At 70.4% G+C, this 25798-nt stretch carries 20 protein-coding genes; 10 read left to right on the top strand and 10 right to left on the bottom strand.

Annotation, left to right across the window (positions count from 1 at the left end):
- Positions 1–52: 52 nt before the first annotated feature.
- Positions 53–1123, bottom strand: coding sequence for a YlbL family protein (locus tag WDU93_RS05085; protein WP_420064042.1), 1071 nt, complete (start codon positions 1121–1123; stop codon positions 53–55).
- Positions 1124–1263: 140 nt separating this feature from the next.
- Here WDU93_RS05085 and WDU93_RS05080 point away from each other — a divergent pair, with 140 nt between their 5' ends.
- Complete coding sequence (locus WDU93_RS05080; RefSeq protein WP_337318237.1) at positions 1264–2676, top strand: zinc-dependent metalloprotease; 1413 nt, start codon at positions 1264–1266, stop codon at positions 2674–2676.
- Positions 2677–3481: 805 nt separating this feature from the next.
- Here the strand turns inward: WDU93_RS05080 and WDU93_RS05075 are convergent.
- Entirely contained in the window at positions 3482–5209 is a 1728-nt protein-coding gene (locus tag WDU93_RS05075) for an ATP-dependent helicase (RefSeq protein WP_337318235.1), read from the bottom strand.
- Positions 5206–6084 (bottom strand): NAD(+) diphosphatase, encoded by an 879-nt coding sequence (nudC, locus tag WDU93_RS05070; RefSeq protein ID WP_337318234.1) that lies wholly within the window; start codon positions 6082–6084, stop codon positions 5206–5208. The genes WDU93_RS05075 and nudC overlap by 4 nt, the downstream gene beginning before the upstream one ends.
- A gap of 64 nt (positions 6085–6148) precedes the next feature.
- On the opposite strand from nudC, the gene WDU93_RS05065 reads away from it, so the two are divergent.
- On the top strand, positions 6149–7507 hold the full coding sequence (locus WDU93_RS05065) for a phosphotransferase (protein WP_337318232.1): 1359 nt from the start codon (positions 6149–6151) through the stop codon (positions 7505–7507).
- Here WDU93_RS05065 and WDU93_RS05060 read toward each other — a convergent pair.
- Together WDU93_RS05060 and WDU93_RS05055 are read right to left on the bottom strand one after the other, a co-directional pair.
- A complete protein-coding gene (locus tag WDU93_RS05060; protein ID WP_337318231.1) occupies positions 7453–10914 on the bottom strand; it encodes an ATP-dependent DNA helicase in 3462 nt (1153 codons plus the stop codon). The genes WDU93_RS05065 and WDU93_RS05060 overlap by 55 nt on opposite strands.
- Positions 10911–14174 carry an ATP-dependent helicase gene (locus WDU93_RS05055; RefSeq protein WP_337318229.1) on the bottom strand — a complete coding sequence of 1088 codons (3264 nt, stop codon included), beginning with the start codon at positions 14172–14174 and terminating at the stop codon, positions 10911–10913. The genes WDU93_RS05060 and WDU93_RS05055 overlap by 4 nt, the downstream gene beginning before the upstream one ends.
- A 161-nt stretch (positions 14175–14335) precedes the next feature.
- On the opposite strand from WDU93_RS05055, the gene WDU93_RS05050 reads away from it, so the two are divergent.
- The 3 genes from WDU93_RS05050 to WDU93_RS05040 are packed head-to-tail and all read left to right on the top strand — an operon-like array spanning position 14336 to position 15360.
- Positions 14336–14560 (top strand): DUF3107 domain-containing protein, encoded by a 225-nt coding sequence (locus tag WDU93_RS05050; RefSeq protein ID WP_337318227.1) that lies wholly within the window; start codon positions 14336–14338, stop codon positions 14558–14560.
- 1 nt (position 14561) lies between these two features.
- Positions 14562–14852 (top strand): hypothetical protein, encoded by a 291-nt coding sequence (locus WDU93_RS05045; RefSeq protein ID WP_337318225.1) that lies wholly within the window; start codon positions 14562–14564, stop codon positions 14850–14852.
- Positions 14853–14859: 7 nt separating this feature from the next.
- Entirely contained in the window at positions 14860–15360 is a 501-nt protein-coding gene (locus WDU93_RS05040; RefSeq protein WP_337318222.1) for a hypothetical protein, read from the top strand.
- A 24-nt stretch (positions 15361–15384) separates the two neighbouring features.
- Here WDU93_RS05040 and WDU93_RS05035 read toward each other — a convergent pair whose 3' ends face one another.
- Positions 15385–16095, bottom strand: coding sequence for a ferritin-like fold-containing protein (locus WDU93_RS05035; RefSeq protein WP_337318220.1), 711 nt, complete (start codon positions 16093–16095; stop codon positions 15385–15387).
- A gap of 196 nt (positions 16096–16291) precedes the next feature.
- Here WDU93_RS05035 and WDU93_RS05030 point away from each other — a divergent pair, with 196 nt between their 5' ends.
- Positions 16292–17806: a DEAD/DEAH box helicase gene (locus WDU93_RS05030; protein WP_337318218.1), complete on the top strand. Its 1515-nt coding sequence runs from the start codon at positions 16292–16294 to the stop codon at positions 17804–17806.
- Between the two features lie 58 nt (positions 17807–17864).
- Here WDU93_RS05030 and WDU93_RS05025 read toward each other — a convergent pair whose 3' ends face one another.
- Positions 17865–18734 (bottom strand): PHP domain-containing protein, encoded by an 870-nt coding sequence (locus tag WDU93_RS05025; RefSeq protein WP_337318471.1) that lies wholly within the window; start codon positions 18732–18734, stop codon positions 17865–17867.
- Between the two features lie 85 nt (positions 18735–18819).
- On the opposite strand from WDU93_RS05025, the gene WDU93_RS05020 reads away from it, so the two are divergent.
- From WDU93_RS05020 to WDU93_RS05005, 4 genes are all read left to right on the top strand, one after another.
- Entirely contained in the window at positions 18820–19845 is a 1026-nt protein-coding gene (locus WDU93_RS05020; protein WP_337318216.1) for an endonuclease/exonuclease/phosphatase family protein, read from the top strand.
- A gap of 71 nt (positions 19846–19916) precedes the next feature.
- Complete coding sequence (locus tag WDU93_RS05015; RefSeq protein ID WP_337318213.1) at positions 19917–21329, top strand: aminopeptidase P family protein; 1413 nt, start codon at positions 19917–19919, stop codon at positions 21327–21329.
- 47 nt (positions 21330–21376) lie between these two features.
- Positions 21377–22282 (top strand): phosphotransferase, encoded by a 906-nt coding sequence (locus tag WDU93_RS05010; protein ID WP_337318210.1) that lies wholly within the window; start codon positions 21377–21379, stop codon positions 22280–22282.
- Positions 22283–22320: 38 nt separating this feature from the next.
- Positions 22321–23829 carry an HNH endonuclease signature motif containing protein gene (locus WDU93_RS05005; protein WP_337318208.1) on the top strand — a complete coding sequence of 503 codons (1509 nt, stop codon included), beginning with the start codon at positions 22321–22323 and terminating at the stop codon, positions 23827–23829.
- A gap of 22 nt (positions 23830–23851) precedes the next feature.
- Here the strand turns inward: WDU93_RS05005 and WDU93_RS05000 are convergent, their stop codons facing one another.
- Genes WDU93_RS05000 through WDU93_RS04990 form a run of 3 tightly spaced genes read right to left on the bottom strand, consistent with a single transcriptional unit; the run spans position 23852 to position 25706 of the window.
- A complete protein-coding gene (locus tag WDU93_RS05000) occupies positions 23852–24511 on the bottom strand; it encodes an alpha/beta hydrolase family protein (protein ID WP_337318469.1) in 660 nt (219 codons plus the stop codon).
- 2 nt (positions 24512–24513) lie between these two features.
- Positions 24514–24918 (bottom strand): hypothetical protein, encoded by a 405-nt coding sequence (locus WDU93_RS04995; RefSeq protein WP_337318206.1) that lies wholly within the window; start codon positions 24916–24918, stop codon positions 24514–24516.
- Positions 24915–25706, bottom strand: coding sequence for a YflT domain-containing protein (locus WDU93_RS04990; RefSeq protein ID WP_337318204.1), 792 nt, complete (start codon positions 25704–25706; stop codon positions 24915–24917). The genes WDU93_RS04995 and WDU93_RS04990 overlap by 4 nt, the downstream gene beginning before the upstream one ends.
- Between the last annotated feature and the right edge of the window lie 92 nt (positions 25707–25798).

Below are 25798 nucleotides of genomic sequence, written 5' to 3'. Positions count from 1 at the left end.
CTCAGGGACCGGCGGTGTGGCGGCGCTCGCTCAGGGACCGGCGGTGTGATGGTCAGGGCGCCGTGCAGGTGGGCAGCTCGGAGGTGTCGCCGCCCTCGGCGATCACCTCGAGGATCTCCAGCGACTCATCGAGCGTCCCCGTCGAGAAGACCTCCAGACCGTCGGGCACGTGTCCGACGACCTCGTCGCAGTTCGTCTCGGGCGCGAGGAAGTAGTCGGCGCCGGCATCCCGCGCGCCGTACAGCTTCTGCCGGATGCCGCCGATCGGTCCCACCGCACCCGAGGCATCGATCGTGCCCGTGCCGGCGACATCCTTGCCGCCGTTGAGCTGACCCGGCGTGAGCGTGTCGATGATGCCGAGCGTGAACATCATGCCCGCGCTGGAACCACCCACGTTGTCGAGCTGAATCGTGACGTCGACCGGGAAGTCGTACTCGGTGGTCGGGGCGACACCGATCAGCCACACGGTCTCGCCCGCGTCGTCGGTGGTCTCCTCAGGAGTGATCGTCACCGTGCGCTCACCGTCACCGTCCTGAAGGGTGAGCTCGACCGCTTCGCCCTTGCCCTTCTGGATCTCGGCGCGCAGATCGGCGGCAGACTCGAGCGGCCTGCCATCCACGGCGAGGATCACGTCGCCGACCTCGAGCACGCCGACCGACGGGGAGTCCTCGATGACCTCGACGACCTCGACCGTCGCGCCGACGTCGTAGCCGAGCTCGATGAGCGCCGCGGCCGTGGCCTCGTGCTGCGAGTTGACCATGAGCGCGGCATTGCGCTCGTCACGCTCCTCTGCGGTGAGTCCCTGCGGGAAGGCGACGTCGATCGGCACGACCGCCCGGGACGGATCCAGCCACGCAGTGGCGAGTTCGAGCCAGCTGGGTGTGCGTTCACGGTTGCCCATCAGCTGCACGGTGGTGAGGTTCAGCGCCCCACCGGTCTCGTAGGTCCTTGTACCCTCGACCTCGATCAGCGGCACCTGGGCACCGTCCGCCGACGGCGCGGTGCCAAGCGTGTCGTACACCGGGCCGGGCCGCTGGATGACGTACTGGGTGGGGATGAACGTCAACGCGACCAGTGCGGCGAGCGCCACGACCAGGCTCCACACCCCGATGCTCACGCGCACGCTTCGGCGTTCTGACACAGGTGACCTCCGGGGACGTTCGCGAGCGGCGTACAGCGATCCTCACCCGTCGGGCACGAGCACAGGAACCTGCGTCTAGCGTAGATCGCACAGGCTACGCGCGTCCTGGGAGGGCGATCCAGATGGCAGACAACGACAACGACCCGGCGGACTTCGAAGAGTTCCTCCGCCGCATGATGTCCGGCGGCAGCTTCGACCCCGAAGCGATGCGTGAGGCGCTCTCGAACATGGGCGACATGGAGTTCGACCCGGCCATGCTGGCGGGCCTGATGTCGCAGATGCAGGGCGCTTTCGCGGCCGACCCGTGGCCGGCAGCCGAGCGGCAGGCGCTGCACGTGGCCAACCGCGACGGCCAGGGCATCACCGACGGGTCGCGCTCGTCGCTGTCGGATTCCTTCGGCCTGGCCGATCTGTGGCTGAGCGAGGCGACCGCGCTGTCGGAGCTGAGCACTCCCCCGCGGGCGATGACCCGCGGGGAATGGGTGGAGGCCACCCTGCCCGTGTGGAAGGACATCGCCACTCCCGTCTCGACGAGCATCGCCGATGCTCTCACCGGTGCGCTCGGCACGCAGGTGCCCGACGAGATGCGCGGCCTGGTGCACGGCGCGGGCGAGCTGATGAAGGGCCTCGGGGCGTCGCTGTTCGCCGCCCAGTTCGGTCAGGTGCTCGGCAACCTGTCGCTCGAGGTCGTCTCGGGTGGCGATGTGGGCATCCCCGTTCTCCCCGCTGGCACGGCCGCCGTGATCCCGCAGAACATCGCCGCCTTCGGTGAGGGACTCGAGATCCCCGAAGACCAGATCACCCTGTACCTGGCTGTGCGCGAGCTGGCGTACGCACGCCTGTATCGTCACGCCAAGTGGCTGCACCTGCACGTCATGTCGCAGATCACCGACTTCGCCCGAGGCGTGACCGTCGACATCGACGCGCTCGAAGAGGTCGCCGGCCGGCTCGACCCGTCCAACCCCGAGGAGCTGCGTGCGGCGATCGAGGGCGGCGCCCTGCTCCCGGCCCAGACGGATGCCCAGCGTGACGCACTGACCCGCCTGGAGAACCTCATCGCGACGATCGACGGCTGGGTCGACGTCGTCACGACGCAGGCCATCGCGCGCCTCCCCGACGGTGCGCGCCTCGCCGAGGCTGCCCGCCGCCGCCGCGCCGTGGGGGGCCCTGCCGAAGACGCACTCGGCGCCCTCGTCGGTCTGAAGCTCCGTCCGCGCCGCCTGCGGGAGGCCTCGGCCATGTGGCAGGCCGTCACCGATGCGGTCGGCACCACGGTCCGCGACTCGCTGTGGGACTACCCCGACCTCATGCCGCAGGCATCCGACATCGACGACCCGGCGGCCCTGATCGAGCGCCTGCAGGCGGCCCAGCGCGGTGACGCCCCCGTCGCCGACGAGTTCGACGAGGCGCTCGCGCGCTTGCTCGACGGCGACAACTTCGAGCAGGCCGCAGGCGATGCGAGCGAAGCGAACGCAGCATCCTCCGACGACGATGGCGAGGCGGACGGGCGACCCGAAGGCGACCGCCCGGTCTGAGCTGCTCGCTTCTTCCTCCACAGGCGCACGTGCGCGCGGATTCTCCACGGATCCGTCCGGCCGCGCCCGTGCGCTCGGCTGCTCCCGCATGATCGGGGCATGAGCCCGCTCACCTCTCGCACGATCACGCGACTCGACCCGCGGTACCCGATGCTGTGGCGCGACGAGCGGACGATCCAGTTCGGCCTCGACGATCTGCTGCGCGTGCCCGTCGACGACGGGTGGGTGGAACGGCTGCTACACCAGCTGCGCCTCGGCATCAGGATGTCGACGTTCGATCTCGTCGCTCATGGCGCCGGCGCACCGCGGGATGCCGCGCGAGCTCTGTTGGAGCGGCTGCGCCCACTGCTCATCTCTGATCGTGCGATCACGGTCGGCGCGTGGGTGGAGGGCGTGAACACCACCGACCACCGGTCGCTGCCGCGGCTGCGCGATGCGCTCTTCGAGGAGGGCATCGCGGCCGCCCACCGCGACGACCCGGATGCGATCGGGGTCATCGTCGTGGAAGGCGCGGCGGCTGCTCTGCACTTCGCACACTACCTGCGCGATGACACCGCGCATCTGCCGATCGCCTTCGAGGAGGCAGCGACGGTGATCGGTCCGCTCGTGGTGCCGGGCCAGACCCCGTGTCTGTCGTGCCGCGATGCGGCGGAGACCGCTCGCGACGCGGCCTGGCCGCTGCTGCACTCACAGCTGATGGGTCGCTCCCCCGGCCGCATCACACTGGCCCGCATCGCCGAGGCGGCGACGGTCGTTCCGCGGCTGCTGCGCGCGGCCCGCCCCGGCGCGGGCTTGAGCGTGCGGATCAGGCCCGACGGGCGCCGGTCATGGCGCTGGGTGGCACCTCACGCAGAATGCCGGTGCCTCGCGTCGTCGTCCCAATCTCCGCAAGGAAGCGCGACGGCGCCCGCTCGCCTCGCCCCGCCGAGCGCGACCACGTCATGGAAAGAGTACGCGCGGCCCGCGTGAGACCCACGTAGGCGAGGCGCCGCTCTTCATCGATCTGCTCGAACCCGGTCGCGTACGAGATGGGCAGCGCTCCCTCGGCCCAGCCGACGAGGTACACGTGCGGCCACTCCAGGCCCTTGGCCGCGTGCAGGGTCGACAACGTCACGGTGCGCATCGCCGGCTCATGCTGGTCCTTCGCGCGCGCCATCAGCGCATCGGCGAACTCCCGCAGGGTGGTCGTGGCCGGAGCTTCCTCGGCCAGGCGCAGGATCGCGCGACGCGCCTCCCAGCCGTCACGCTGCGCACCGCCCGCCGCCGGCGGCTCGTCGGTGAGACCAAGGCCACGCAGCACGTCGCGCACGGTGGGCAGGAAGCCAAGCTCATTCGGGGCGACAGCGGCGCCACGCAGGGCCAGCACCGTCTGGCGCACCTCGGGCATGTCGAAGAACCGTGTGCCGCCGAGGACGCTGGTGGCCACACCGGCCGCGGCGAGCGCCTGCTGCAGCACTCCGGACTGCGCGTGCGCGCGATACAGCACAGCGATGTCGGAGGGCGACACACCGGATGCGATGCGAGCGGCGATCGACGCGGCCACGCCCTCGGCTTCCTCGGTCTCGGTGTCGAAGGCGGTGAGGGTGGGGGCAACGGCGGCATCCGCGGCGTCATCCTCGACGGCCGCGAGGTCGAGCGCACCGGGCCGTCCACGCATGAGCGCGTTCGCGGCGGCGAGGATCGGCGGATGCGAACGGTAGTTGCGCTCGAGACGCACCACAGTGGCATCCGGAAAGCGGCGCTCGAACTCGAGCAGGTACCGCTGCTGAGCACCGGCGAACGAGTAGATCGTCTGGCTCGCGTCACCGACGACGCACAGGTCCTGCCGGTCGCCGAGCCACAGCTCCAGCAGCCGGTTCTGCAACGGCGACACGTCTTGGAACTCATCGACCGTGAAGTGCCGATACTGCTCGTGCACGGCCTTCGCCACGCGGGACTCCGCCTCGAGCATGCCCGCGCACGCCAGCAGGACGTCCTCGAAGTCGAGCTGACGTCGGTCGTCCTTGAGCGCCTCATAGCCGCGCTGCAGCTCGACGAACTGCTCCAGCGTCATGCCGCTGAGCGGGCGTCCGAGCGCGGCGTGCTGGTCGATCGAGAGCATCGACACCTTGCGCCACTCGATCTCGGAGGCGAGATCGCGCAGCGTCGCCGTGGAGGGCCGCAGCCGCATCGCATCGGCGGCCTGGCCGAGCAGACGCACCTTGTTGTCGATGATCGTCGGCGCGGTGTCACCGGCCAGCGTCGGCCAGAAGAAGTTCAGCTGCGCAAGGGCGGCGGAGTGGAAGGTACGGGTGGACACGCCGTCCACGCCCAGCGCGCGCAGCCGACCACGCAGCTCGCCGGCGGCCTTGGCGGTGAAGGTGACGGCCATCACCCGCGACGGCGAATAGGCGCCGGTGTCGACGCCATGCGCGATGCGGTGCGTGATCACCCGCGTCTTGCCGGTACCGGCACCCGCGAGCACCGCCACGGGCCCGCGCAGCACGGAGGCTGCCTCACGCTGCCGATCATCGAGCGCGTCCAGCGCGCTCATGCGTGCTCCTCGTACCAGTCGACGATCAGAGCCCTGGCAATCGACGCCTTGCCGGGAAGCCCAACGTCGCCCTCGCCGGCCAGCGCCGCACCGATCTCCGCGCGGGTGAACCAGCGCACGTCGAGGATCTCTTCGCCGTCGGCACGCACGGACTCCTCGTTGGCAGCGACAGCACGGAAGCCGACCATGAGCGACCGCGGGTACGGCCAGGGCTGCGAGGAGACGTAGCGGATGCTGCGCAGACGCACACCGGCCTCTTCGGCGAGCTCGCGATGGATGGTCGACTCCAGCGACTCCCCCGCCTCGACGAAGCCCGCGAAACACGAGTACATCCGTCCACGCCAGTTGGCGTTCGCGCCGAGCAGCAGGCGTTCGCCGTCTGCGCTCTCGACCGCCACGATGACGGCGGGGTCGGTGCGCGGGAAGTGCTCCCGACCGCATCCGGGACAGTGCCGCGCCCAACCCGCCTGACGCAGTTCGGTGCGCGTGCCGCAGGCGGGGCAGAAGGGGGCCTCGCGCAGCCAAGCGGCCAGGGCGACCGCCTCGACGAACAACTCGGTCTCGTACCCGTCGAGCCGTCCACCGGTGTCGCGGAGCCCCAGCCAGGTCTCATCAGGGGCGGCGTCGAGGCTGTCTGCGACGGACGGCACGGCGGCGAGCAGCAGGGGTGAGCCATCGCGGTCACGGCCGAGCAAGGCCCACTCGGCGGCGTCGACTTCGGCAGCCGGGGCACGCCACAGTTCGCCGTCATGCACGCGCAACCGCCCGTCGCGCACCACGATGGTGCGGGCGTCAGGGTCGGTCCGCAGCCGGGTCAGTGCGTCGCCCTCGCGCAGGTCCGCGGCGCGGTCGACGAACGGCGGCTGAACAGGCATGCGATCCTCTCGTGCGGGCGTGGCGTGGGGGCCACGACCAAAGCACACATCTACCCTTGGGGTCATGGCGCGCTCTCCTTTCACTCTAGTCGCGGCGGTCACGGCGGCTCTTCCCGGGGCGGAGGTCACGGGGGCCCGGGCACTCAGCGCCGGCGGCGATGGACGCTTCGACTCTGCGATCGCGACGCTCAGTGACGGCCGGGAGCTCGTGATCCGTGTCGCCGAAGACGACGAGGCCGCCGTCGAGCTCGCCGAGGAGGCGCTCGCGCTGCGGGCGCTGACCGCCGGTGCACGCGAGATGCTGCCGTTCGCTGCCCCGGTCTACATCGGAGAGACCAGGGTGGGCGATGCCCGCGCCTTGGTCACAGACCTGCTCGACGGCTTCCAGATCGACGCCCCCGATGTGCCGGCCGGCCGCGGAGCGGCATGGTCGATGGGTGAGGCCACGGCCGCTGTGCACGCCCTGCCGGCATCCGTCGTGCGCGGCGCAGGACTCACGGTGCGTGACGCCGCCGGCGTGCGCGAGGAGCTCTGGCAGGTCGTCGACCGTTCGGCAGCCACCGGGCGCGTCCCTGCACGCCTCACCGTGCGCTGGCGCCAGGCCATCGAAGACGACGACCTGTGGCGCTTCGAGACCACGGTGACGCTGGGCGGTGTCGAAGCGAACTCCTTCCTCTTCGCCGATGACCCCGAGGCCGGCCCGCAGGTGACCGGAGTGATCGGATGGAAGGGTCTGGCCGTCGGCGACCCGGCCGTCGACCTCGCCTGGTTCTCGAGTGCGCCCGATGCCGCAGACGACGTGCACGCGGCCTATGTGCGCGCCGCCGACCGCGGCACCGATGACGCGCTGCGCGTGCGAGCCCGGCTGCATGCCGAACTCGAGTTCGCCCGCTGGCTGCTGCACGGTGAGTCGCTGCGCCGCGACGACATCATCGACGATGCCGCCGCCCTGCTGGAATCGCTCGCCGACGGCATCCGACAGGAACTGACGCTGCCCGCGGCCGGTGGCACCGACGTGGAATCGGCCATGGATGCCCTCGACCGGATGCCGGCTGCCGAGGCGCCCGCCGTCGACACGAGTATGGAGACCGACGCCTACCGCCCGGAGCAGCTCTGGGTGGAGGCAGAGGAGACGGACACCGCGGACGAGGCGGATGCCGAGCCCTCCGATGCGGATACCGAGGCTCAGGACGCCGACGGCGAGGCCGTGGCGACCGACCCCGATGCGACGGGGCCGACGTGGGGCGACGCCACGGAAGACCTCAGCGACATCTCGGGCGTGCGCGGATCGTCCGGCTCCCCCGCCCGCCCGGCACCGGAAACGGCCGCGGCGGAGGCCGACACTCCGATCGACGCCTCGGAAGAGGCTCAGCGCGCCGCGCGCGCGGCGCTCCAGCGCTGGACCAACTCCGGCTCGGAGTAGACCCGGTCACCGCGGATGACGAGGTCGTCCGCGACGTAGTACAGCGCCACGTCGATGTCGTCAAGCGGCACACCGAAGCGTCGGTGGTAGGCCAGCCGATACAGCGCGAGCTGCAGCATCCGCTCTTCGCGCTCCTGCGCGTTGCGGGGGGCACGACCGGTCTTCCAGTCGACGATCTCGATGCGGCCGCCGCGGTCGGCGCGGCGGTAGACCGCGTCGAGTTTGCAGATGACGATGTGGCCGGACTGCTCGCCGCTGCCCGCCCCGAGCGCGAAGTCGATCTCGATCTCCACGGCGATCGGACGCAGCGCGCCCCATTCGCTGCGTTCGAAGGTGGCCTGCAGCGCGGCGAGGTCTGCGGCATCCGTGGCGCTGCCGGAGATCGCGTCGTCGGAGCCGGGCTCGTCGTCGTCGAGTTCCCACAGTGCCTCGTCGGGACGAGTGCCGACGCCGACCAGTTCAGAGCGCTGCTCGACCCACGCGTGGAACAGGGTGCCCAGGCGCGTCTGCCGGAACGGCCGCTCCGGCATGGGGCGGGCGATCTGGTCGATCGTGCCGCCGAAGTCGGTCACATAGTCCTTGAACCGTGACGCCGGCAGGCGCGTCGGCGGGGCAGCATCCGTCCCGCGCTGACGGGCCGCCCGCTCAGCCAGCAGCCGGCGCAGCTCGAGCGTCGGCTCGACAGGAATCTCGGATGCCGCGCGTACCGCCTCGGCGGCGCGCTCGACGATCGGGCGTCTGGCCCCGAGCGGGTCGGCCGGCCAGGTGAGCGTCTGTCCCGGTCCTTCATACGGGTTCTCGTCGACGGGCACCTCGGCGATCGGGTCGCGCCCGAGCACCTCGATCGCCTCGTCGAGGAAGGGGCTGGGACGGCGCGGCTTCGTCTGGCCGGCCCAGTGCGATCCGGAGAGCAGCAGGTGGCCGCGCGCGCGGGTGACAGCGACGTAGGCGAGGCGCCGCTCCTCCTGCTGCTGGTAGTCGCGATAGGCGTTCTTGAACCGGCGCAATGCTCCTCCCTGCGGGTAAGCCTTCGTCTCGCCGGCCGAGAGTGACGCCTGGACGAGCTTCGCCCGCTTGGCCGGATCGCTCTCGTCGCCCGCAGCACCATCGGGGTCCCAGGTGAAGCGCGGCAGCGCATCGCGGTCGCCGCGCAGCGCGAACGGGAGCACCCCGAAGCCGAACCAGCCTGAGGTGTCGGAGATGCGCCCCGGCAGTTCGTCGACCACGAGCCGCACGACCGCGACGGCGTCCCACTCCAGACCCTTCGAGCCGTGGATGGTGAGCAGCTGCACCACGCCGGGCTCGGGAGGTTCCGGACGGGGCATCAGCTCGTCGGTGCTCTCGGCCTTGTCGAGCCAGGCCAGCAGGCTACCGATCGTGCCCCTGGCATCGGCCACGAGGAAGGCGCGCACCTCGTCGGTGAACGCTCGCAGCTGCGTCGCGGCGACCCGTGCCGGGCCGCGGGTCTCGTTCACGGCCAGTTCGACGTCGAGGCGCAGCTCGAGTTCGATCAGGCGCAGCAGCTCGGGGATGGGCTGGCCGCCAGCGCGGCGCAGCCGTTCGAGCATCTCGCCGGCCGCGCGGATGCGCGCACGTCCCTCGGGGGTGATGCCCTCGAGCAGCCGGTAGTCATCGCGCACGGCGCGGACGACGTCGACGGCGTCGATGATCGACACCGCCTCGTCGGCTCCCCGCGAGGTACGCAGCTTCTGACGCAGCTCGTCGGGCAGCGGCAACATTCCGGTGTCGCGCTCGGCGAGCGTGCGCGCCAGGTCGTACAGGGCCGCCATATCGGCGACACCGACCGCGAACCGGGGGCCGACGAGCAATCGGATGAGCGCCGATCCGGCCGTCGGGTCGTGCACGACACGCAGAGTGGAGACGACGTCGACGACCTCGGGGGTGGCGAGCAGACCCCCCAGGCCGAGGATGCGGTGCGGGATGCCGCGAGCGGCGAGCGCGCCGGCGAACGTCTGCATGTGGCGTTTCGAGCGGAACAGGATCGCGCCCGTGTGTGGCTGTCCGCCCGGGTGCGCGGCGTCGTGCTCGGCGCGACGCTCGGCGAACCAGTCGGCCACCTCGGCGGCCTCCTCGTCGACGGTGAACGGGTAGCGCACGTCGACCGCGCCGTCGCCGGCGCCGGGGCGGGATTCGAGCGGCGGCACGTCGAGACCGGGACGCTGGAGGGGTTCGAGCACACGGTTGGCGACATCGAGGATGCGGCGGTCGTTGCGCCAGCTCGTCATGAGACTGTACGTGCGAGCCGGTTCGTCGACCGCGAAGGAGCGGGCGAAGGCGTAGAGGTTGTCGGCGCTCGCTCCCCGCCAGCCGTAGATGGACTGGTGCGGGTCGCCGACCGCCATCACCGCCGAGTCGCGGAACAGCTCGGCGAGGAAGCGAGTCTGGATCACCGAGGTGTCCTGATACTCGTCGAGCAACACGACCCGGTGCTGCTCTCTCAGCTCGGCGCGCACATCGGGTGAGGTCTCGATGATGTCGTACGCTCCCGCGACCTGATCGGCGAAGTCGAGCACTCCCCTGCGCTGCTTTTCAGCGATGTACTCCCGCACCAGTGCAGCAAGGGTGGGCAGGGCGAGCAGGTTGCCCGCTGCTTTGTCGACGTCGGCGTTACTGCGGTAATCCTCGAACGCCGCCGCCTGCGCGGTGGCGATCCGTTCGGCGTCTGCGAGGTCGACGCGGTGATCGAGGGTGTCGCCGGCGAGGCGCTGCACCGCGTCGATCACAGTGCCCAGCGCATAGTCGATCTGCTCCAGTTCGGGCAGAGCGGCGCGCAGCACGACCTCGCGAGCGAGCATCCATGACGCCGCCTGGCTGAGCATCGCGACGTCGGGGTCACGACCGATGCGTGCCGCGTGTTCGCGGACGATCCCATCGGCGAAGGCGTTGTAGGTCGAGACCCGCGGACGAATCATCAGGTCGTCCGCCGTGCGCGGTGTGGCCGGATCCCAGCCGGTGGCGTAGTCGGCGGCGAGTTCGTCGAGCACCGTGGTGCGGACGAGGTCACGCTGGCGACCGGGAGCCGCGGCCTCGACACGGGCGAGTACGCCGGAGGCGACGATCGCCGGCACATGAGGCAGCAGCCCGCGGCGACCGTACTCGTCGATCATCGACAGCCGCGCTCCGATGCGTTCGGCGAGTTCGCCAGCCGCCTTGCGGGTGAACGTGAGTCCCAGGATCTCGTCACGGCGCACGAGTCCGTTGGCGACGAGCCACACCACCCGCCCCGACATCGTCTCGGTTTTGCCGCTGCCGGCACCGGCGACCACGAGGGCCGGGGTCGGCGGCGCCTCGATGACCTGCTGCTGCGCGAGGGTCGGCGTCGGCAGCAGCAGCGCGGCGGCGACCTCGGCCGCAGAGATGGTGGGGGTGGCGTCCCAGGCGCTCATGCGCTGACCGCCGGCACGGTGTGGATGCGGCACGGGTTGATGCCGCGCTGAGTGTCGGCGCAATGCGCCTCGACCTGCGCGGTGAAAGCGCCGGCCGACATGCCGCGCGCGGCATGGGCGACGCGGCCGAGGAAGGCGGCACGCGTGTCCTCGTCCAACCGATGCTGGTGCGCGACGCGGAAGTCGCTCTTCGCGAGCGTCTTGGACACGATCACCAGGCGCGCCCCACCGAGTTCCTCCGCCGGGGCGCCGGAGACGAGTCCCTCCTGCACCGCGATCTGGTAGGCGGCGAGCTGGGCGTGGTCGGCGACCCCGTCATCCGATTCCTTGTCTCTCTTGCCCGTCTTCAGGTCGACGACGACGACGTGCTCGCCGTCGCCTGGCATCGCTTCCCATCCGCGAGCGCGAGCCGGGGCGTGCTCACCCGCTCCGGGTGGATACACCTCCACGCGATCGATGTAGCCGGTGATCAGGGCGTGCGGTTCGTCACCGGCGGAGTCGACGGGCACGACGCGCGGGGGCGTGATCTCGGCAGCGGCCGGCGCGTCGTCACCCAGTGTCACGGCGAAGCGGAACTCTGCTTCGCTCTCCACGACGCGGCCGCCGTCATCGGCGACCCGTGTGAGGTAGGAATGCAGGCGATCGATGAAGATGTCGGCTTTGCGTCGCTCCTTGCGGCCGATCCAGGCGGTCTCGAAGTCGAGCTCCGGCCAGTGTTCGGCGAGCACGGCGCGCAGGCGGGTGAGCTCCCCGTCCGGCACCTGTTCCATCGCCTCATGGATGATCGTGCCGATGCCGGCGGTCGGCGGTCGCACCGTGTCGCCGCCGAGTGCTGAGATCGCCCAGTTCAGTCCGCACTCCTCGAACGATTCCATCCGCGAGGGTGAGACGCGGGCGCCCTGCTCCACCAGGTCACGCAACGGGGTCGAGGTCGATGGCGCGGCCACGCCGTACCACTCGCCCGGGTCGGCGCCCGCGACGCGCTCCGCAGCGAGCACCGCGAGCTGCCCCGCGGCCTCCTCGCGCGCCGCGACGGAGGTCGAGGTCGTGAGGGTGCGGCGGTGGCGAGCCACGAGCCCGCGCAGGGTGAGCGGGTGTTCCGCCGACGGGTGCGCATGGGCGGGGTCGGGCGCAGGAAGGAAGGCGAAGAACGGGCTCGGCGTTAGGTCGTCGTCGTCGACAGCCGTCACGAGCAGCCGGTGCCGCGCCCGCGACACCGCCCGCACGAACAGTCGCAGCTCGTCGTGCAGTGCGCCGCGGCGGCGGTCGAGCACGCCGGGCACCACCTCAGCCACCCCGGTGCGGGCAGAGGTCAGTGCCTCGCCCAGCCGCCAGGTCTGCAGCAGTCCGCCGCGCAGTCGCACATTCGGCCAGACTCCGTCCTGCACGCCGGCGATCACGACCGCGTCGAACTCCGTGCCGAGCGCGGTCGCGGGCGTGAGCACGGCCACGCGGCCGGGGCCGTCTGGGCTGGAGAGCGTGTCTTCGGGGACTTCGCTGTCGAGGATGTCGCGGACGAATCGGTCGGCCTTCTCGTTAGGGGTGCGCTCGACGAACCGCTTGGCCGCGGCGAACAGCGCCACGAGCGCATCCAACGCCCGCGCGGTCTCTGCCCCCGAGGGCTGCAGAGCGATCTCGCGCCAGGCGACGGCCAGGCGTCGCCCGTCGACCGCGCGTGCGTCATCCCACACTCGCCAGAGCAGGTCGTGGATGGACTCCCCCGCCCGCTCCGCATCGGCCACCGCTGCCACCGTCTCGGCGAAGCGTGCCGCCGACCGCGCCTCGGGGGCGTCGATGAGCGTGAAGTGTGCGGGCTGCGCCATCGCCTGCCGAAGCAGTTCGCGGGCAGGGGTGGCCCCGCCGTTTTCGAGCTCGATGTGTCGCAGCCGCGCCCGCAGACGGCGCAGCCCGACGGCATCCATTCCCCCGAACGGGGAGGTGAGCGCTTCCTCCCAGTCCTGCGGGGTGCGCTCGTCGGCGGGGATCAGTGCAAGTCGCACGACCCCGACGATGTCGCGCACGGAGCCCTCGCTGCCGAGGGGACGCTGCACGCCCGCTGCACGGGTCGGGATCTCACGGCTGGCGAGCTCCGTCTCCAGCTGCGTGACCTGCCGCGTGTCGTGGGCGATCACCGCCATGCGGTCCCACGGGATGCCGGCGCTCAGGTGCCAATCGCGCATGACGCCCGCGATGCGGTCGAGTTCTTCATAGGGCGATGAGGCGAGGAACGCCGAGACGACGGGACGGGAGCCCTCGTCGTCCCCCGTCGACGTCGGAACCGCCAGCGGTGCCCGCCGGTGCTCCACACGCCCCGCCGCGCCGATGGCCTGCGTCACGGTGCGCGTGAGGGTCGTCAGCGTCGGATGCTGCCGATGCGCGCCGTCGAGCACGAACACCTGCCCGAGAGCGGTGGCCAGATGTGCGAACAGCTCAGGGCTGGCCCCGCGGAACGCGCCAGAGGAGATATCGGGATCACCGAACGCCAGCACCGCGATGCCGCGGGCCCGGAGCGCCTGCACCACCGCGACGCCGCCGCGCGTCAGCTCTTGGGCGTCATCGATGAGCACTACCCGCAGCGTGCGGAGGGGACCGAGGGCGGCAGGGTCGGCGTCGTGCAGGATCGCCGTGGCCTCTGCCAGCAGATCTGCGGCGTCACGGTGCGCGAAGCGCATGCCGTCGAGCACCGCTCGGTACTCGTCGAGCAGGTCGGCCGCCGCACTCCACGCCTCATTGCCCAGGGCGCGCAGATCGCCGGCGGTAGCACCGAGCTCGGTGCACTCGGCGAGGAAGGCGCGCAGTTCTGAACGGAACCCCTTCGAGCCCCGCACCGCCGGGTTCAACGCCGCCGGCCAACGAATGCGCTCGTCTTCGCTGTCTCCGGCGAGGAGTTCGGCAAGGATGCGGTCCTGGTCTGCTCCGGTGAGCAGCGCCGGCGGCTCGAAGCCCGCCTGCACCATCGCCCCGCGCACCACCTGAAACGCGAAGGAGCCGAGGGAACGCGCCAGCGGTCCCGGTGTCGCCTGAGTGACGCGCACTCCGATGCGATCGCGAAGCGCCGTAGCGGCCTGCCTGCTCGGGGTGAGGACGAGCAGCTCCTCCGGGCGCAGCAGTGCGCTCTCGGCGTCGGGCCCGGTGCTGAGCAGATGCTCCACGCGCGCCACCAATGTGTGGGTCTTGCCGGTGCCCGGCGCCCCGATGATGACTCCGGATGCCATCAGCTCGGCCTCGACGACGGCTCGCTGGGCGGCATCCTGGGTCATGTTCTCCACGCTAGCGGCGCCGACCGACATCGCCGTCCGCGCTGGGGCCGCCGTGCCCCGAATGACGTCTGTGCGCCCACGGCGAAACCGGCCCGTCCACCCGATCCCCCACCACGCCCGCGGGGTAGGCTGGCGATGTTCCGAACCCTGGAGGAGATCGCGTGGAAATCCGCATCGGCATCGTCAACACCGGCCGTGAGCTGAACTTCGACACCGCGAGCAGCGCGGACGACGTGCGCTCGCAGGTCTCGTCCGCCCTCGAACAGGGCACGCCGCACCTGAGCTTCACCGACGTGAAGGGCAACTCCTACCTCGTCCCCACCGCGAACCTCGCCTACATCGAACTGGGCACCGAAGAGTCGCGTCGCGTCGGCTTCGTCGCCTGACATGTACATCCTGCTGGCGCTGGTCGCGGCGTGCGCGCTCGGCATCGCGCTGCACTTCCTGCTGCCTCACCGTGAGCTGCGCGGTGTCGCCGTGACGCCCGCAATTGCGACGGCCGCGGCCGCACTCATCTACACCGGCCTGCAGTGGGCCGGCATCGCTGAAGACAACGGATGGCTGTGGCTGGCGAGCATCGGCGGAGGTGTCGTCCTGGCGCTGCTGGCGACGCTGACGCTCAGCGGCGCGCAGCGACTGCACAGCGATGCGCAGGCCAAGGCAGCGCTCGGCATCTGACGGGCTGATGACCGCCGCGCGCACGCTGGCCTGGATCCGCGTGTGCCTGGCGGTCATGATCGCCGGTCTTGTGATCAGCGGCGTCACCGCTTTCCCGCTCCGAGAGGAGCTCGCGATGGGCTCCGACCTGTTGCATGCCGCAGGCGTCGGGCAGTGGGCCCCGGAGACGGTGGCCTGGGTCGACCGCGTGGCGGCGGCTCTCGCCGAGACCGCGACGCAGTATCCGTTCCTCGCCTATGGCACCGACTGGCTCGCCTTCGCGCACCTGGTGATCGCGGTCGTCTTCATCGGTCCGATGGTGGATCCCGTCCGCAACATCTGGGTGATCCAGTTCGGCGTGATCGCATGCGCGGGCATCATCCCGCTGGCCCTCATCGCCGGCGGCATCCGTGGCATTCCGCTCGGCTGGCAACTGCTCGACATCTCGTTCGGCGTGATCGGGGTGATCCCGCTGCTCATCGCCTGGCGGCTGACCCGGCGTCTCGAACGGATGCCCCCAGCCGTCTGACCCGCTCGCGACGGGCTCGCTGAGCTACGAAGCGAGCCCCATGGCGTCCATGCGGCGGGCGTGCGCGCCCATGAGCTCGGTGTACACCGGTTCGATGCGCGTGTCGGCATCGGCGAGGTGCTCGGGGCGCAGCGCGCCGCGGCAGACGAGAAGCGTGTCTCCGACCAGGCGACGACCCCACATCGACAGCAGCGAGCGCCACTCGGGATCGCTCTCGATCGCGGATTGGATGATCGGCACGATCTCGGGCCGCGCTCCGTCGACGCGCAGGATCTCGGCCACCCGCTCCCCCGTCTCGCCGTAGCTGGAGGCGAGCGCCAGGTAGAAGTCGTCGAGCATGCCCGAAGTGAGATAGACCGCCAGCAGCGTCTCCTCCGGACGGGCACCGATGGTCTTGCGCCGGAATGCGTCGAGGTTCTCCCGGAACGGCAGCATCAGCTCGGTGGGGTCCTCACCGCGTTCGGTGATCAGCGCCACGATGCCGCGGTGCTTGTCGAGGGCGGTGCCGGCGGCGCGCGCGAGCGACTCCTTGGTCGACAGCTCCGGCGTACCCCGGATGCCGCGGCTGAGCGTCTCGAAGTAGCCGAGCTGCAGATATGCGGCCTGGCCGAGGAAGCGGCTCAGCTCCGGCGCGAGCTCGGCGAAATCGACGCGCGTCGCATCGCCCAGGTCACCGCGACTGCGGAGAGCGAGGGGGCGCCGTTGAGGCTTGCGCTGCCAGAACCATCGGACCACTCGCCCAGACTACTCGGGCGCGGCGGTCCGCGCGGATCCGACGGCGCGCCCGCTGCGGATTCGCGCGCCTCCGGTAGGCTGGAGCGCGCCCTGCCATCGGAGCAGGGCCCCGCGCCTGTGGCACACATGAGACGGCGTGGATCCGCTACGAGGCGGCGCCCGAGAACGCGCAGCCGCCGGACAGGCCATGACAACAGTGACAACTTTCTCTGATCTCGGTATCGATCAGGACATCGTCGACGCACTCGCCGCCAAGGGCATCGTCGACGCCTTCCCCATCCAGGAGCAGACCATCCCCCTCGGCCTCCCGGGCCAGGACATCATCGGTCAGGCGAAGACCGGCACCGGAAAGACCTTCGGTTTCGGCATCCCCGTGGTGCAGCGCCTCGGCAAGGACCCGGAGCCCGGCGTCAAGGCACTCATCGTCGTGCCGACCCGTGAGCTCGCCGTGCAGGTGTACGAAGACATCGACCTGCTCACCAGCAACCGCTCCACCAGCGTCGTCGCCATCTACGGCGGCAAGGCCTACGAGGGTCAGATCGACCAGCTCAAGGCGGGCGCCCAGATCGTCGTCGGCACCCCTGGCCGTCTGATCGACCTCGCCGGTCAGCGTCTGCTCGACCTGTCGAACGCGACCGAGGTCGTGCTCGACGAGGCGGACAAGATGCTCGACCTCGGCTTCCTCGCCGACATCGAGAAGATCTTCCAGAAGGTGCCGGCCGTGCGGCACACGCAGCTGTTCTCGGCCACGATGCCCGGACCGATCGTCGCGCTCGCGCGCCGGTTCATGAGCAACCCCATCCACATCCGCGCCAACGACCCCGATGAGGGCCTCACGCAGGCGAACATCAAGCACCTCGTCTACCGGGCGCACTCGCTCGACAAGGACGAGGTCATCGCCCGCATCCTGCAGGCCGAGGGTCGCGGCAAGACCGTGATCTTCACCCGCACCAAGCGTGCCGCGCAGCGTCTGGTCGACGAGCTCAACGACCGCGGGTTCAACGTCGGCGGCGTGCACGGCGACATGGGTCAGGACCAGCGTGAGCGTTCGATGGCGGCCTTCAAGGCCGGTAAGAAGGACGTGCTGGTCGCCACCGACGTCGCCGCCCGCGGCATCGACGTCGACGATGTCACCCACGTCATCAACCACACCATCCCCGACGAGGAGAAGACGTACCTGCACCGTGCGGGCCGCACCGGTCGCGCCGGCAAGACGGGCATCGCGGTCACGTTCGTGGACTGGGAAGACCTGCACAAGTGGGCCCTCATCAACCGCGCACTCGAGTTCGGTCAGCCCGAGCCCGTCGAGACGTACTCGTCGAGCCCGCACCTGTACACCGACCTCGACATTCCCGAGGGGACGAAGGGTCGCCTGGTCACCAAGCCCAAGACGCAGTCGGTGAAGACGCAGCGCCCGCAGCGTGCGGCCGACGCCGCCGCGGAAGGCACCTCGGAGGGCACGACCAAGCGTCGGCGCCGCCGTCGCCGGGCCGCGGATGCCGAGACGGTCGGTTCGACGTTCGTGGAGGGCGCCGAGGCGCCTGCCGAGGGCACGAGCGCTCCTGCCGTCACCCGTGACGCGGAGGGCGCGGGCACCCACGACGGAGCGGGCAAGGAGCACCACGACGGCAAGCCGGCTCCGAGCCGTCGCCGCCGCCGCCGCCGGGGCGGCTCGGGTGGCGGGGCTGCGGCTCCGGCCGCCGGCGCCTGAAAGACATCGAAGGGGGATGCTGCTGATGCGGCATCCCCCTTCGTCATGCCCATGACCCTCAGGGGTATCGCGGTGCGCTTCCCGTGCCCTGTGCGATCAGGCGGGCGACCATCTCGTCGCTCGTGGTGTTCTCGCCGGGGCGATTGGGTTTGCCCGCGCCGTGGTAGTCACTCGAACCGGTGATGATGAGGTCATGATCTGCGGCGATGCGGCGCAGCATCCGCTTGCCGTCCTCGGTGTTCTCGCGGTGCTCCACCTCGAACCCACCGAGACCGGCGGCGATGAGGCGTTCGATCAAGGCAAGCGGCAGCAGTCGGTCGCGGCCGGCCGTGGCCGGGTGCGCGATGATGGGCACGCCGCCGGCGCCGACGATCAGACGCACGGCCGTGAGCGGGTCGGGCGCATAGTGCGGCTCGTAGTAGCCCTCGCGCGGATGCAGGATGCCGTCGAACGCCTCCGTGCGGTCGCGCACGATGCCCCGGGCGACGAGCGCGTCGGCGATGTGCGGACGGCCGACGGTGGCATCCGCCGTGGTCTGGGCGAGCACATCGTCCCAGCTCAGGTCGTAGTCACGGCCGATGTTGCGCACGATCCGGGCGGCACGGCCGATCCGGTCGTCGCGGATGCGATCGGTCTCGGCACGCAGCGCGGCATCCTCGGGGTCGAACAGGTACCCGAGCACGTGCACGCTGCGCCACTCGTACTTGGCTGACATCTCCATGCCGGGAATGAACGTCATCCCCAGGTGCACGGCCATGTCGCCTGCCTCCTGCCAGCCGGTGGTCCGGTCGTGGTCGGTCAGGGCGACGGTGCGCAGCCCGTGGGCGTGCGCCTGCCGCACCACCTGCTCCGGCGCTTCCGTGCCATCGGAGTGGTTCGAATGCAGGTGCAGGTCGCTGGGCCCCTGGAACCGCGCCGCGGCGTGCATCGTCATGCTCTGAGCGTACCGAGCGCAGCGCAGGCACAGGTCGGAGTCAGGGTGATCACAGCGGCTGCACCTAGGCTCGGAGGCGATGTTTCGACTTCTCGGGATCCTGATCACGGTGCTGTACGCGATCGCCACCGCCGTCGTGGTCTGGCCGCAGTTCTTCCACCTTGAGCACACCTACCCCATCGCCCAGCTGGTGTCGGTGCGCGGGGCGGTCACCGCGGGCTTCCTCGGTGTGGCACTGCTGTTCGCCCTGCTGCTGTTCGCCCGGCCGCTGCGCGGCTTTGCGGCATCCATGCTCATCGTCTCGCTGTTGGGTGCGCTCGCGGGGGGAGCGATCGGGGTGACGCGCGGCTTCGGTGCGGATTCGCTGCCGCAGAAGACCGAGAGCAGCGTGCGAGTGATGACGTGGAACACGGCCGGGGAGGCGGTGTCGGCCGATGCGATCGCGGCGGAGGTTCTCGCGCAGGAGGCCGACATCGTCGCGTTGCCGGAGACATCGGAGGCGGTCGGCGAGCGGATCGCGATCGCGCTGCGAGAGCAGGGCCATCCGATGTGGGTGCACCACGTGCAGTACCGGCCCGAGATCGCAAACGGTCCGCAGGCGTGGCAGACCACGATCCTCATCTCCCCCGACCTGGGCGACTACTCGGTGATCGAGTCGTCGGCCGACGGGTCGAGCAACACCGGCTCGGTGCCGAGCGCGGTCGCGATGCCGGTCGATGGCACCGGCCCGACCGTCGTCGCCGTGCACGCAGTGGCGCCCCGCGCGGAGGATATGCCGCGCTGGCGTTCAGATCTGGCCTGGATCGCCGATCAATGCCCCGGCGGGAATGTGATCCTCGCCGGTGACTTCAACGCCACCGTCGACCACATGGCCGGCTTCGGCGTGGACGGCGGCGACATGGGGGCCTGCCGGGATGTGGCCACGCGCACGGGCAACGGCATGGTGGGCACCTGGCCGGCGGAGCTGCCCGAACTCGTCGGGGTGCCCATCGATCACGTGATGACCAGCGACGCGTGGACGCCGAGCGGATCGATCGTGCTCGACGATGCCGGCGGCAGCGATCACCGTGCCCTGGTGGCGCAGTTGGAGCCTGCCGGAGACTGAGCACTGTTTCTGCACCCGTGCGGATGCAGTGTGCCCAGGCGCCTGTCGGACGCGGGTGAGAGGATGGGGGCATGAGTAGCGCAGAAAACGGCACCGTCGCCGACACCCAGGCGACGCAGACGCAGAACACCAATCGCAAGCAGCCGTTCCCCCAGGGATTCCTCGACACGATCTCGACCGGCTGGGCGGACCGTCCCGAATCACTGCCGGCGCCGCGGGAGCAGGCATCCTATGCCGCGGCGCGTCGTGACGCGGTCTCGAAGGCGTTCCCCGGCCAGCGTCTGGTGGTGCCCGCCGGCTCGCTCAAGCAGCGCAGCAACGACACCGACTACCCGTTCCGCGCTCACTCGGCCTTCCTGCACCTGACCGGGTGGGCCGAAGACAGCGAGCCCGACTCGCTGCTCGTCTTCGAGCCGACCGACGACGGCCACGACGTCACCCTGTACTTCCGTGAGCGCGCCGACCGCACCACCTCGGAGTTCTACTCCGACGCCACGATCGGCGAGTTCTGGATCGGCCCGCGTCCGTCGCTGGCCGGTGTGGCCGCCGATCTCGACCTGGCGACCGCACACATCGACACCTTCGTCGCCGGCGATGACGACCACACGGTCGATGTGGACGACGCACTGACGACGTTCGTCTCGGAGCTGCGCCTCGTCAAGGACGAGTTCGAGATCTCCGAGATGCGCAACGCCGTCGAGGTGACCCGCCTCGGCTTCGACGACGTCATCGCCGACCTCGGCAAGGCGATCGCCCACCCGCGCGGCGAGCGCATCGTCGAGGGCGTCTTCCACCAGCGCGCCCGCAGCGACGGCAACTGGGAGGGCTACGACACGATCGCCGCCTCCGGCCCGCACGCCTGCTACCTGCACTGGACTCGCAACGACGGCGCCGTGGTGCCCGGCGACCTCATCCTCATCGATGCTGGCGTCGAGGTCGACAGCATGTACACCGCCGACATCACCCGCACGCTGCCGGTGAACGGCACGTTCTCCGAGGTGCAGCGTCGCGTGTACGAGACGGTGCTCGAGGCGGCCGATGCCGCGTTCGCCGCCGCGCGCCCCGGGGTGCGGTTCCGTGCCGTGCACGAGGCCGCCATGGCCGTGATCGCGCGCCGCACCGCCGAGTGGGGCCTGCTGCCGGTGACGGCCGAAGAGGCGCTGGATGCCGACAAGGGCGGCCAGCAGCGCCGGTACATGGTGCACGGCACGAGCCACCACCTCGGCATCGACGTGCACGACTGCGCGCAGGCGCGTCGCGAGATGTACTACGACGGCATCCTGGAGCCGGGGATGGTCTTCACGATCGAGCCCGGCCTGTACTTCCAGATCGATGACCAGACCGTGCCCGAGGAGTACCGCGGCATCGGTGTGCGCATCGAAGACGACATCCTGATGACCGAGGACGGCCCGGTGAACCTCTCGGCCGACATCCCGCGCACGGCGGACGACGTCGAGGCGTGGATCGCTCGCCTGAAGGTCTGAGCGACGTCGGCGGATGCGGGCTGAGCGACGCGAGGGAGCGCCTGTCAATGCATGATGGGCAGCTCGAGATCGACGCGCCGCTCGCCCGCATGCTGATCGCAGCGCGCTTTCCCGAATGGGCGGATGCGGCAGTGCTGCCCGTGACAGGCGCGGGCACGGTCAATCGCATCTTCCGTGTGGGCGAGACGGCGGCGGCGCGGTTTCCGCTGTTGCCGGAGTCGGTGGAGGTTCTGCAGGCAGAAGCCGAGGCGCTGAGCGCGTTCGCCGAGCGCTCCCCCGTTGCGGCGCCGCGACCGCTCGGGATCGGGCAGCCGGATGTGCGCTACCCGTCGGCGTGGGCGGTGCAGACCTGGGTGGCGGGCGATGTCGCCGATCCGGTGTCGCTACAGGCATCCGATCGTTTCGCCGATGATCTTGCCGCGCTGATTCGTGCGCTGCGGGCGATGCCAACGGGCGGACGCGGCTTCGATGGGCGAGGGCGTGGCGGCGTCTTGGCAGATCACGATGACTGGGTGGCTCACTGCATCGCACAGAGCTCGGGGCTCGTCGACACGACCCGGGTCGCCGCGCTGTGGCGGATGCTGCGCGAGATCGCCCCCGCCGCGGAACTCGCGATGAGCCATCGCGACCTCACCCCACCCAACCTGCTGGTCGCCGATGGTCGCCTCGTCGGCGTGCTCGACGGCGGCGCATTCGGGCCCGCGGATCCCGCGCTCGATCTCGTCGCCGCCTGGCATCTGCTGGATGCCGACCGTCGCAACCGGTTGCGAAGAGGGCTTGGGATGAGCACGGCGGAATGGTTGCTCGGCGCCGGATGGGCGCTGCAACAAGCGATGGGGCTCATCTGGTACTACCCAGCGACGAACCCGCCTATGGCGCAGCTGGGGCGTACGACGATGGCGCGGCTGCTGGACGACGAGGAGTTGAGCGGGTTGGCACACTCGGTGTCATAGATTTGTACCAATGTCTGAGGTTCATGATTCACTGAATCATGGCAATTTTCACCGATATCGAACGGCAGGTCGCAACGCTGCGCACCCTGCTCGGAGATGATGTCGGTGCCGACGATCTCGCTGCGCGAATGTCGGCCCTGAGCGGCGATCAGCTTGTGGAGACCCTCGAGCACGCGGCGGCCGTCGCGCGCTGCGTCGAACGGATCAGTATCGTCGGCGCGGGAGTGGCCGCCCACAGATCCGGCCGCGGGGCCGGCCACTCTGGCCTCGCGCAGTCGCGAGGACACCGCAGCCCTGCCGCGCTCGTGCAGGAGATCGCGGGCGTGGGGCGCGCAGAGGCGCAGCGACACGTACGCCTCGGCGTCGTCGTGCTCGAGAGCGGCGGATCCGACGAGGCACCCGCGGCGACGGATGACGATGCGGATGCACAGTCGAACGACCAGCAGGAGTCCACACCACTCCCCTGGCACGCTCCGCTCACCTCGGCGCTCCTCGCCGCCGAAATCTCGTCGGTGCAGCACGAGGCGATCCTCCGCGGGCTGGGCGAACCGCCGGCCGAGAGCGACGGCGCCGACGCGGTGGAGGGCGACGCGGGCGCGGATGCGGTGGAGGCCTGGCGGTGCGCGGCAGAGCTGCTGATCACCGAGTCCCACCTGCGCACAGTCGAGGAGCTGCGCCAAGCTGCGCGCACAATGCGCGACCGGCTCGATCCGGATGGCGCGGCACGGCGGTTCCGCGAACGCTTCGAGCGCCGATCGTTTCGCATGTGGGTCGACCCCGACGGCGTGCAGCACGGACATATCACCTTCGACGACGAGGGCGGCGCGTGGATGACCACCATTCGCGACGCCGCGCTGCGACCGCGCCGCGGTGGCCCACGTTTCGTCGACGAAGAAGAACGCGAGCGTGCAGAGGCGCTGGCTACCGACAGCAGAAGCAACGAGCAACTGGGCTATGACCTCTTGCTCGATGTGCTGCGCGCCGGCGCTCTGGCAGACGCCGAATCCGTCTTCGGCACCCGGCAGGCGGGCGTGCGGATCGTGCGGGTCGTCGACAGCACGACCGGAGCCCGCATCTCAGAGCACACCGAGGACTACCTCACGCCCCTTCCCGCTGCCGCCGTCGACCAGCGCGTCTGCGATACCGGCACGATCCAGGTCACCGTTGATCGGAGCGGCAACCCGCTCGACGTGGGGCGCGAGCACCGGTTGTTCACCCCGCGTCAGCGTGTCGCCCTCGCCACCCGCGATGGCGGATGCTGTTGGCGCGGATGCGACCGACCCGCCTCGTTCTGCGAAGCACACCACATCGATGCCTGGACCGCCGAAGGTGGCCGCACCGACGTGGATCGCGGCATCCTGTTGTGCCGCTATCACCACATGCAGCTCCACCACGGCGGGTGGCGCATCACACGCGACGGCCGTGAGGACTTCCGGTTGCACCCTCCCGGAGACGCGCCGCCCGTCCCGCTCCCTCGGCGCACCGCGCTCAGCTACCGGTGGGCTGGCATCGATCCTCCGCCTCGACGATTTCCGCCGACGGGGTGAGCAGTGAACTCGCAGGATGCCGTCAGAGCTGCGCACCCTCGCCGCGAATGAACTCGATGACGATCGGCGCCAACCCGGCGCCCGTCTCAGCGGCCGAACGCTTCTGCCCCTTCACCTCGAACGAATGGCCACCGCCCTCAATCCACTCGATCCGCGCATCCTGACACGAGGCCACCGCCTCTTCCAGCTGCGACAGCGGCTGCACGAACGGATCATTGGTGCCCTCGAGGAACAGCTGCGCGGGAGCGACAGCAGGCAGATGCTCCACCCGCAGGCGATCCGGCTTTCCTGGCGGGTGCAGCGGATACCCGAGATAGACCAGCCCATTCACCGCCAGGCCCTCCGCCGCCGCCATCGACGCCATCCGTCCGCCATACGACTTGCCACACGCCCACACCCGCGCACCCGGCGCCAACTCCCGCACCCGCGCCACGACAGCAGACCAGGTGAGAATCGCGTGCGCGGCGGGCCCCGGCATCCGCCGCCCCGCCTCCACATACGGAAAGTTGAACCGCGCCGTCGCCAATCCATCCGCCCGCAGCGCCTCGGCGAACCCGACGAGGAACGGATGATCCATCCCCGCCCCAGCACCGTGCGCGATCACCACGACATCCGACGGCTCGTCGGGCGCATCCCACGCCAGGGACACCTCCAGCTCACCGGCAGGCAACGCCACAGGCACCTTCACGGCCGCGCTCCGGGCATGCGCATGACCTGCCCTCGCGCAGCGCGCACCGTGCCCACCGTCACCACCACGAGATGGATCAGGCACACGAGCACGTACAGCATGATCGGAATGCCGAGCGGAAAGAACCCCACCGCCGGGCCAGGACTGATCAGCCTCGGGATCGTCAGCGCGAACTGCAGCACCAGCAGCGCGGTCGACACGAGCAGAAAGATCGTGCCCCACCGCTTCGCCGACGCGGCATTCGCCTTCGCAAGCGGCCCCTGCACCGACAGCGTGCCGTACGCGGCGACCATCGCACCACCGGCCGCCAGCGGCCCCAGCAACGGGATCGGCAGCAACACGAGAAAACCCAGCGCCCAGGCCGACGCACCTGTCGCCGGGCGCCCGGCAGACGCCGTCATCGGCCGTCCGGGGACGACCCCGACGGTGCAGCGCCCGCCGCACCCGGGTCCTCAGCGCTCGCATCGTCCAGCGCGGGAGCGGCGCTGGATGCGGCCTGAGGAGCGGATGCGTCGGCGCCGGACGCTTCGGCCAGAGGATGCTCCACAGCGGGCGGCTCCGCGACAGGCGGCTCGGCAGCAGGCGGCTCGGTCGCAGGCGGCTCGGCTGCAGGCGGCTGAGCAGCCGGCGGCTGGGTGCCAGGGGCGGGCACGCCGCCCTGCGGAATCCGCTCGCCATACCGGGGAGGCTCGCTCAGATCCACCGGCGCCCGCGTCGGCGCGGGCCGCGCGGTTCCGAGCAACTGACGCGCCTTCGCCAGCGACGACGGCTGCACGTACACCTCGTAATGGTCGGCGGCCATCTGCGTCACACTCGCGAAATCACGACGGCGCCGCACGATCGAATAGGTCACCAGGCTCATGATCATGCCCAGCGCCACACCGATGAAGATGAACCCGAGGAACAGCGAGATCGGCGCCTCAGGGTTGCCGAACAGCATGATCGCCGAGAGGAAGAGTCCGATGAGCACACCGTTGATCGCGCCCGAACGCGCGGCAGCGGCATAGCCCAGCCGGCCGGTCACCCGCTCGATCGTGCGAACGCTCTGGCCGACGATCGCGATGTCGCGCGCCGGCACCTCACCGGCGATCAGCGTGGACACCGCCTTCTGCGCGGCCTCGTAATCGCGCATCGACACGACCATCTCGCCGACTTCGGCGCCGTTCCCCAACCGATTCAGCATGCTCATGCGCCCATTGTTCCATGCGGTCTGATGACGGGGCTGGGCACCGCGACCGGCGCCGACATAGCGCCGCCGCGCCACGAGCCGCCGACTACGCT

It is taken from the genome of Microbacterium istanbulense (assembly GCF_037204145.1).
GTDB lineage: Bacteria > Actinomycetota > Actinomycetes > Actinomycetales > Microbacteriaceae > Microbacterium > Microbacterium istanbulense.
The sequence above is the reverse complement of the archived record's forward strand: the minus strand, read 5'-3'. Positions and strand labels throughout refer to the sequence as shown.

What these genes read in the sequence shown, in the direction of transcription:
- WDU93_RS05080 (WP_337318237.1), top strand. Translation starts at nt 1,264, where the DNA reads ATGGCAGACAACGACAACGACCCGGCGGACTTCGAAGAGTTCCTCCGC.
- WDU93_RS05010 (WP_337318210.1), top strand. Translation starts at nt 21,377, where the DNA reads ATGCATGATGGGCAGCTCGAGATCGACGCGCCGCTCGCCCGCATGCTG.
- WDU93_RS05045 (WP_337318225.1), top strand. Translation starts at nt 14,562, where the DNA reads ATGTACATCCTGCTGGCGCTGGTCGCGGCGTGCGCGCTCGGCATCGCG.
- WDU93_RS05040 (WP_337318222.1), top strand. Translation starts at nt 14,860, where the DNA reads ATGACCGCCGCGCGCACGCTGGCCTGGATCCGCGTGTGCCTGGCGGTC.
- WDU93_RS04995 (WP_337318206.1), bottom strand. Translation starts at nt 24,918, where the DNA reads ATGACGGCGTCTGCCGGGCGCCCGGCGACAGGTGCGTCGGCCTGGGCG.
- nudC (WP_337318234.1), bottom strand. Translation starts at nt 6,084, where the DNA reads ATGCCTGTTCAGCCGCCGTTCGTCGACCGCGCCGCGGACCTGCGCGAG.
- WDU93_RS05015 (WP_337318213.1), top strand. Translation starts at nt 19,917, where the DNA reads ATGAGTAGCGCAGAAAACGGCACCGTCGCCGACACCCAGGCGACGCAG.
- WDU93_RS05025 (WP_337318471.1), bottom strand. Translation starts at nt 18,734, where the DNA reads ATGCACGCCGCGGCGCGGTTCCAGGGGCCCAGCGACCTGCACCTGCAT.
- WDU93_RS05055 (WP_337318229.1), bottom strand. Translation starts at nt 14,174, where the DNA reads ATGACCCAGGATGCCGCCCAGCGAGCCGTCGTCGAGGCCGAGCTGATG.
- WDU93_RS05060 (WP_337318231.1), bottom strand. Translation starts at nt 10,914, where the DNA reads ATGAGCGCCTGGGACGCCACCCCCACCATCTCTGCGGCCGAGGTCGCC.
- WDU93_RS05065 (WP_337318232.1), top strand. Translation starts at nt 6,149, where the DNA reads ATGGCGCGCTCTCCTTTCACTCTAGTCGCGGCGGTCACGGCGGCTCTT.
- WDU93_RS05020 (WP_337318216.1), top strand. Translation starts at nt 18,820, where the DNA reads ATGTTTCGACTTCTCGGGATCCTGATCACGGTGCTGTACGCGATCGCC.
- WDU93_RS05005 (WP_337318208.1), top strand. Translation starts at nt 22,321, where the DNA reads ATGGCAATTTTCACCGATATCGAACGGCAGGTCGCAACGCTGCGCACC.
- WDU93_RS04990 (WP_337318204.1), bottom strand. Translation starts at nt 25,706, where the DNA reads ATGAGCATGCTGAATCGGTTGGGGAACGGCGCCGAAGTCGGCGAGATG.
- WDU93_RS05075 (WP_337318235.1), bottom strand. Translation starts at nt 5,209, where the DNA reads ATGAGCGCGCTGGACGCGCTCGATGATCGGCAGCGTGAGGCAGCCTCC.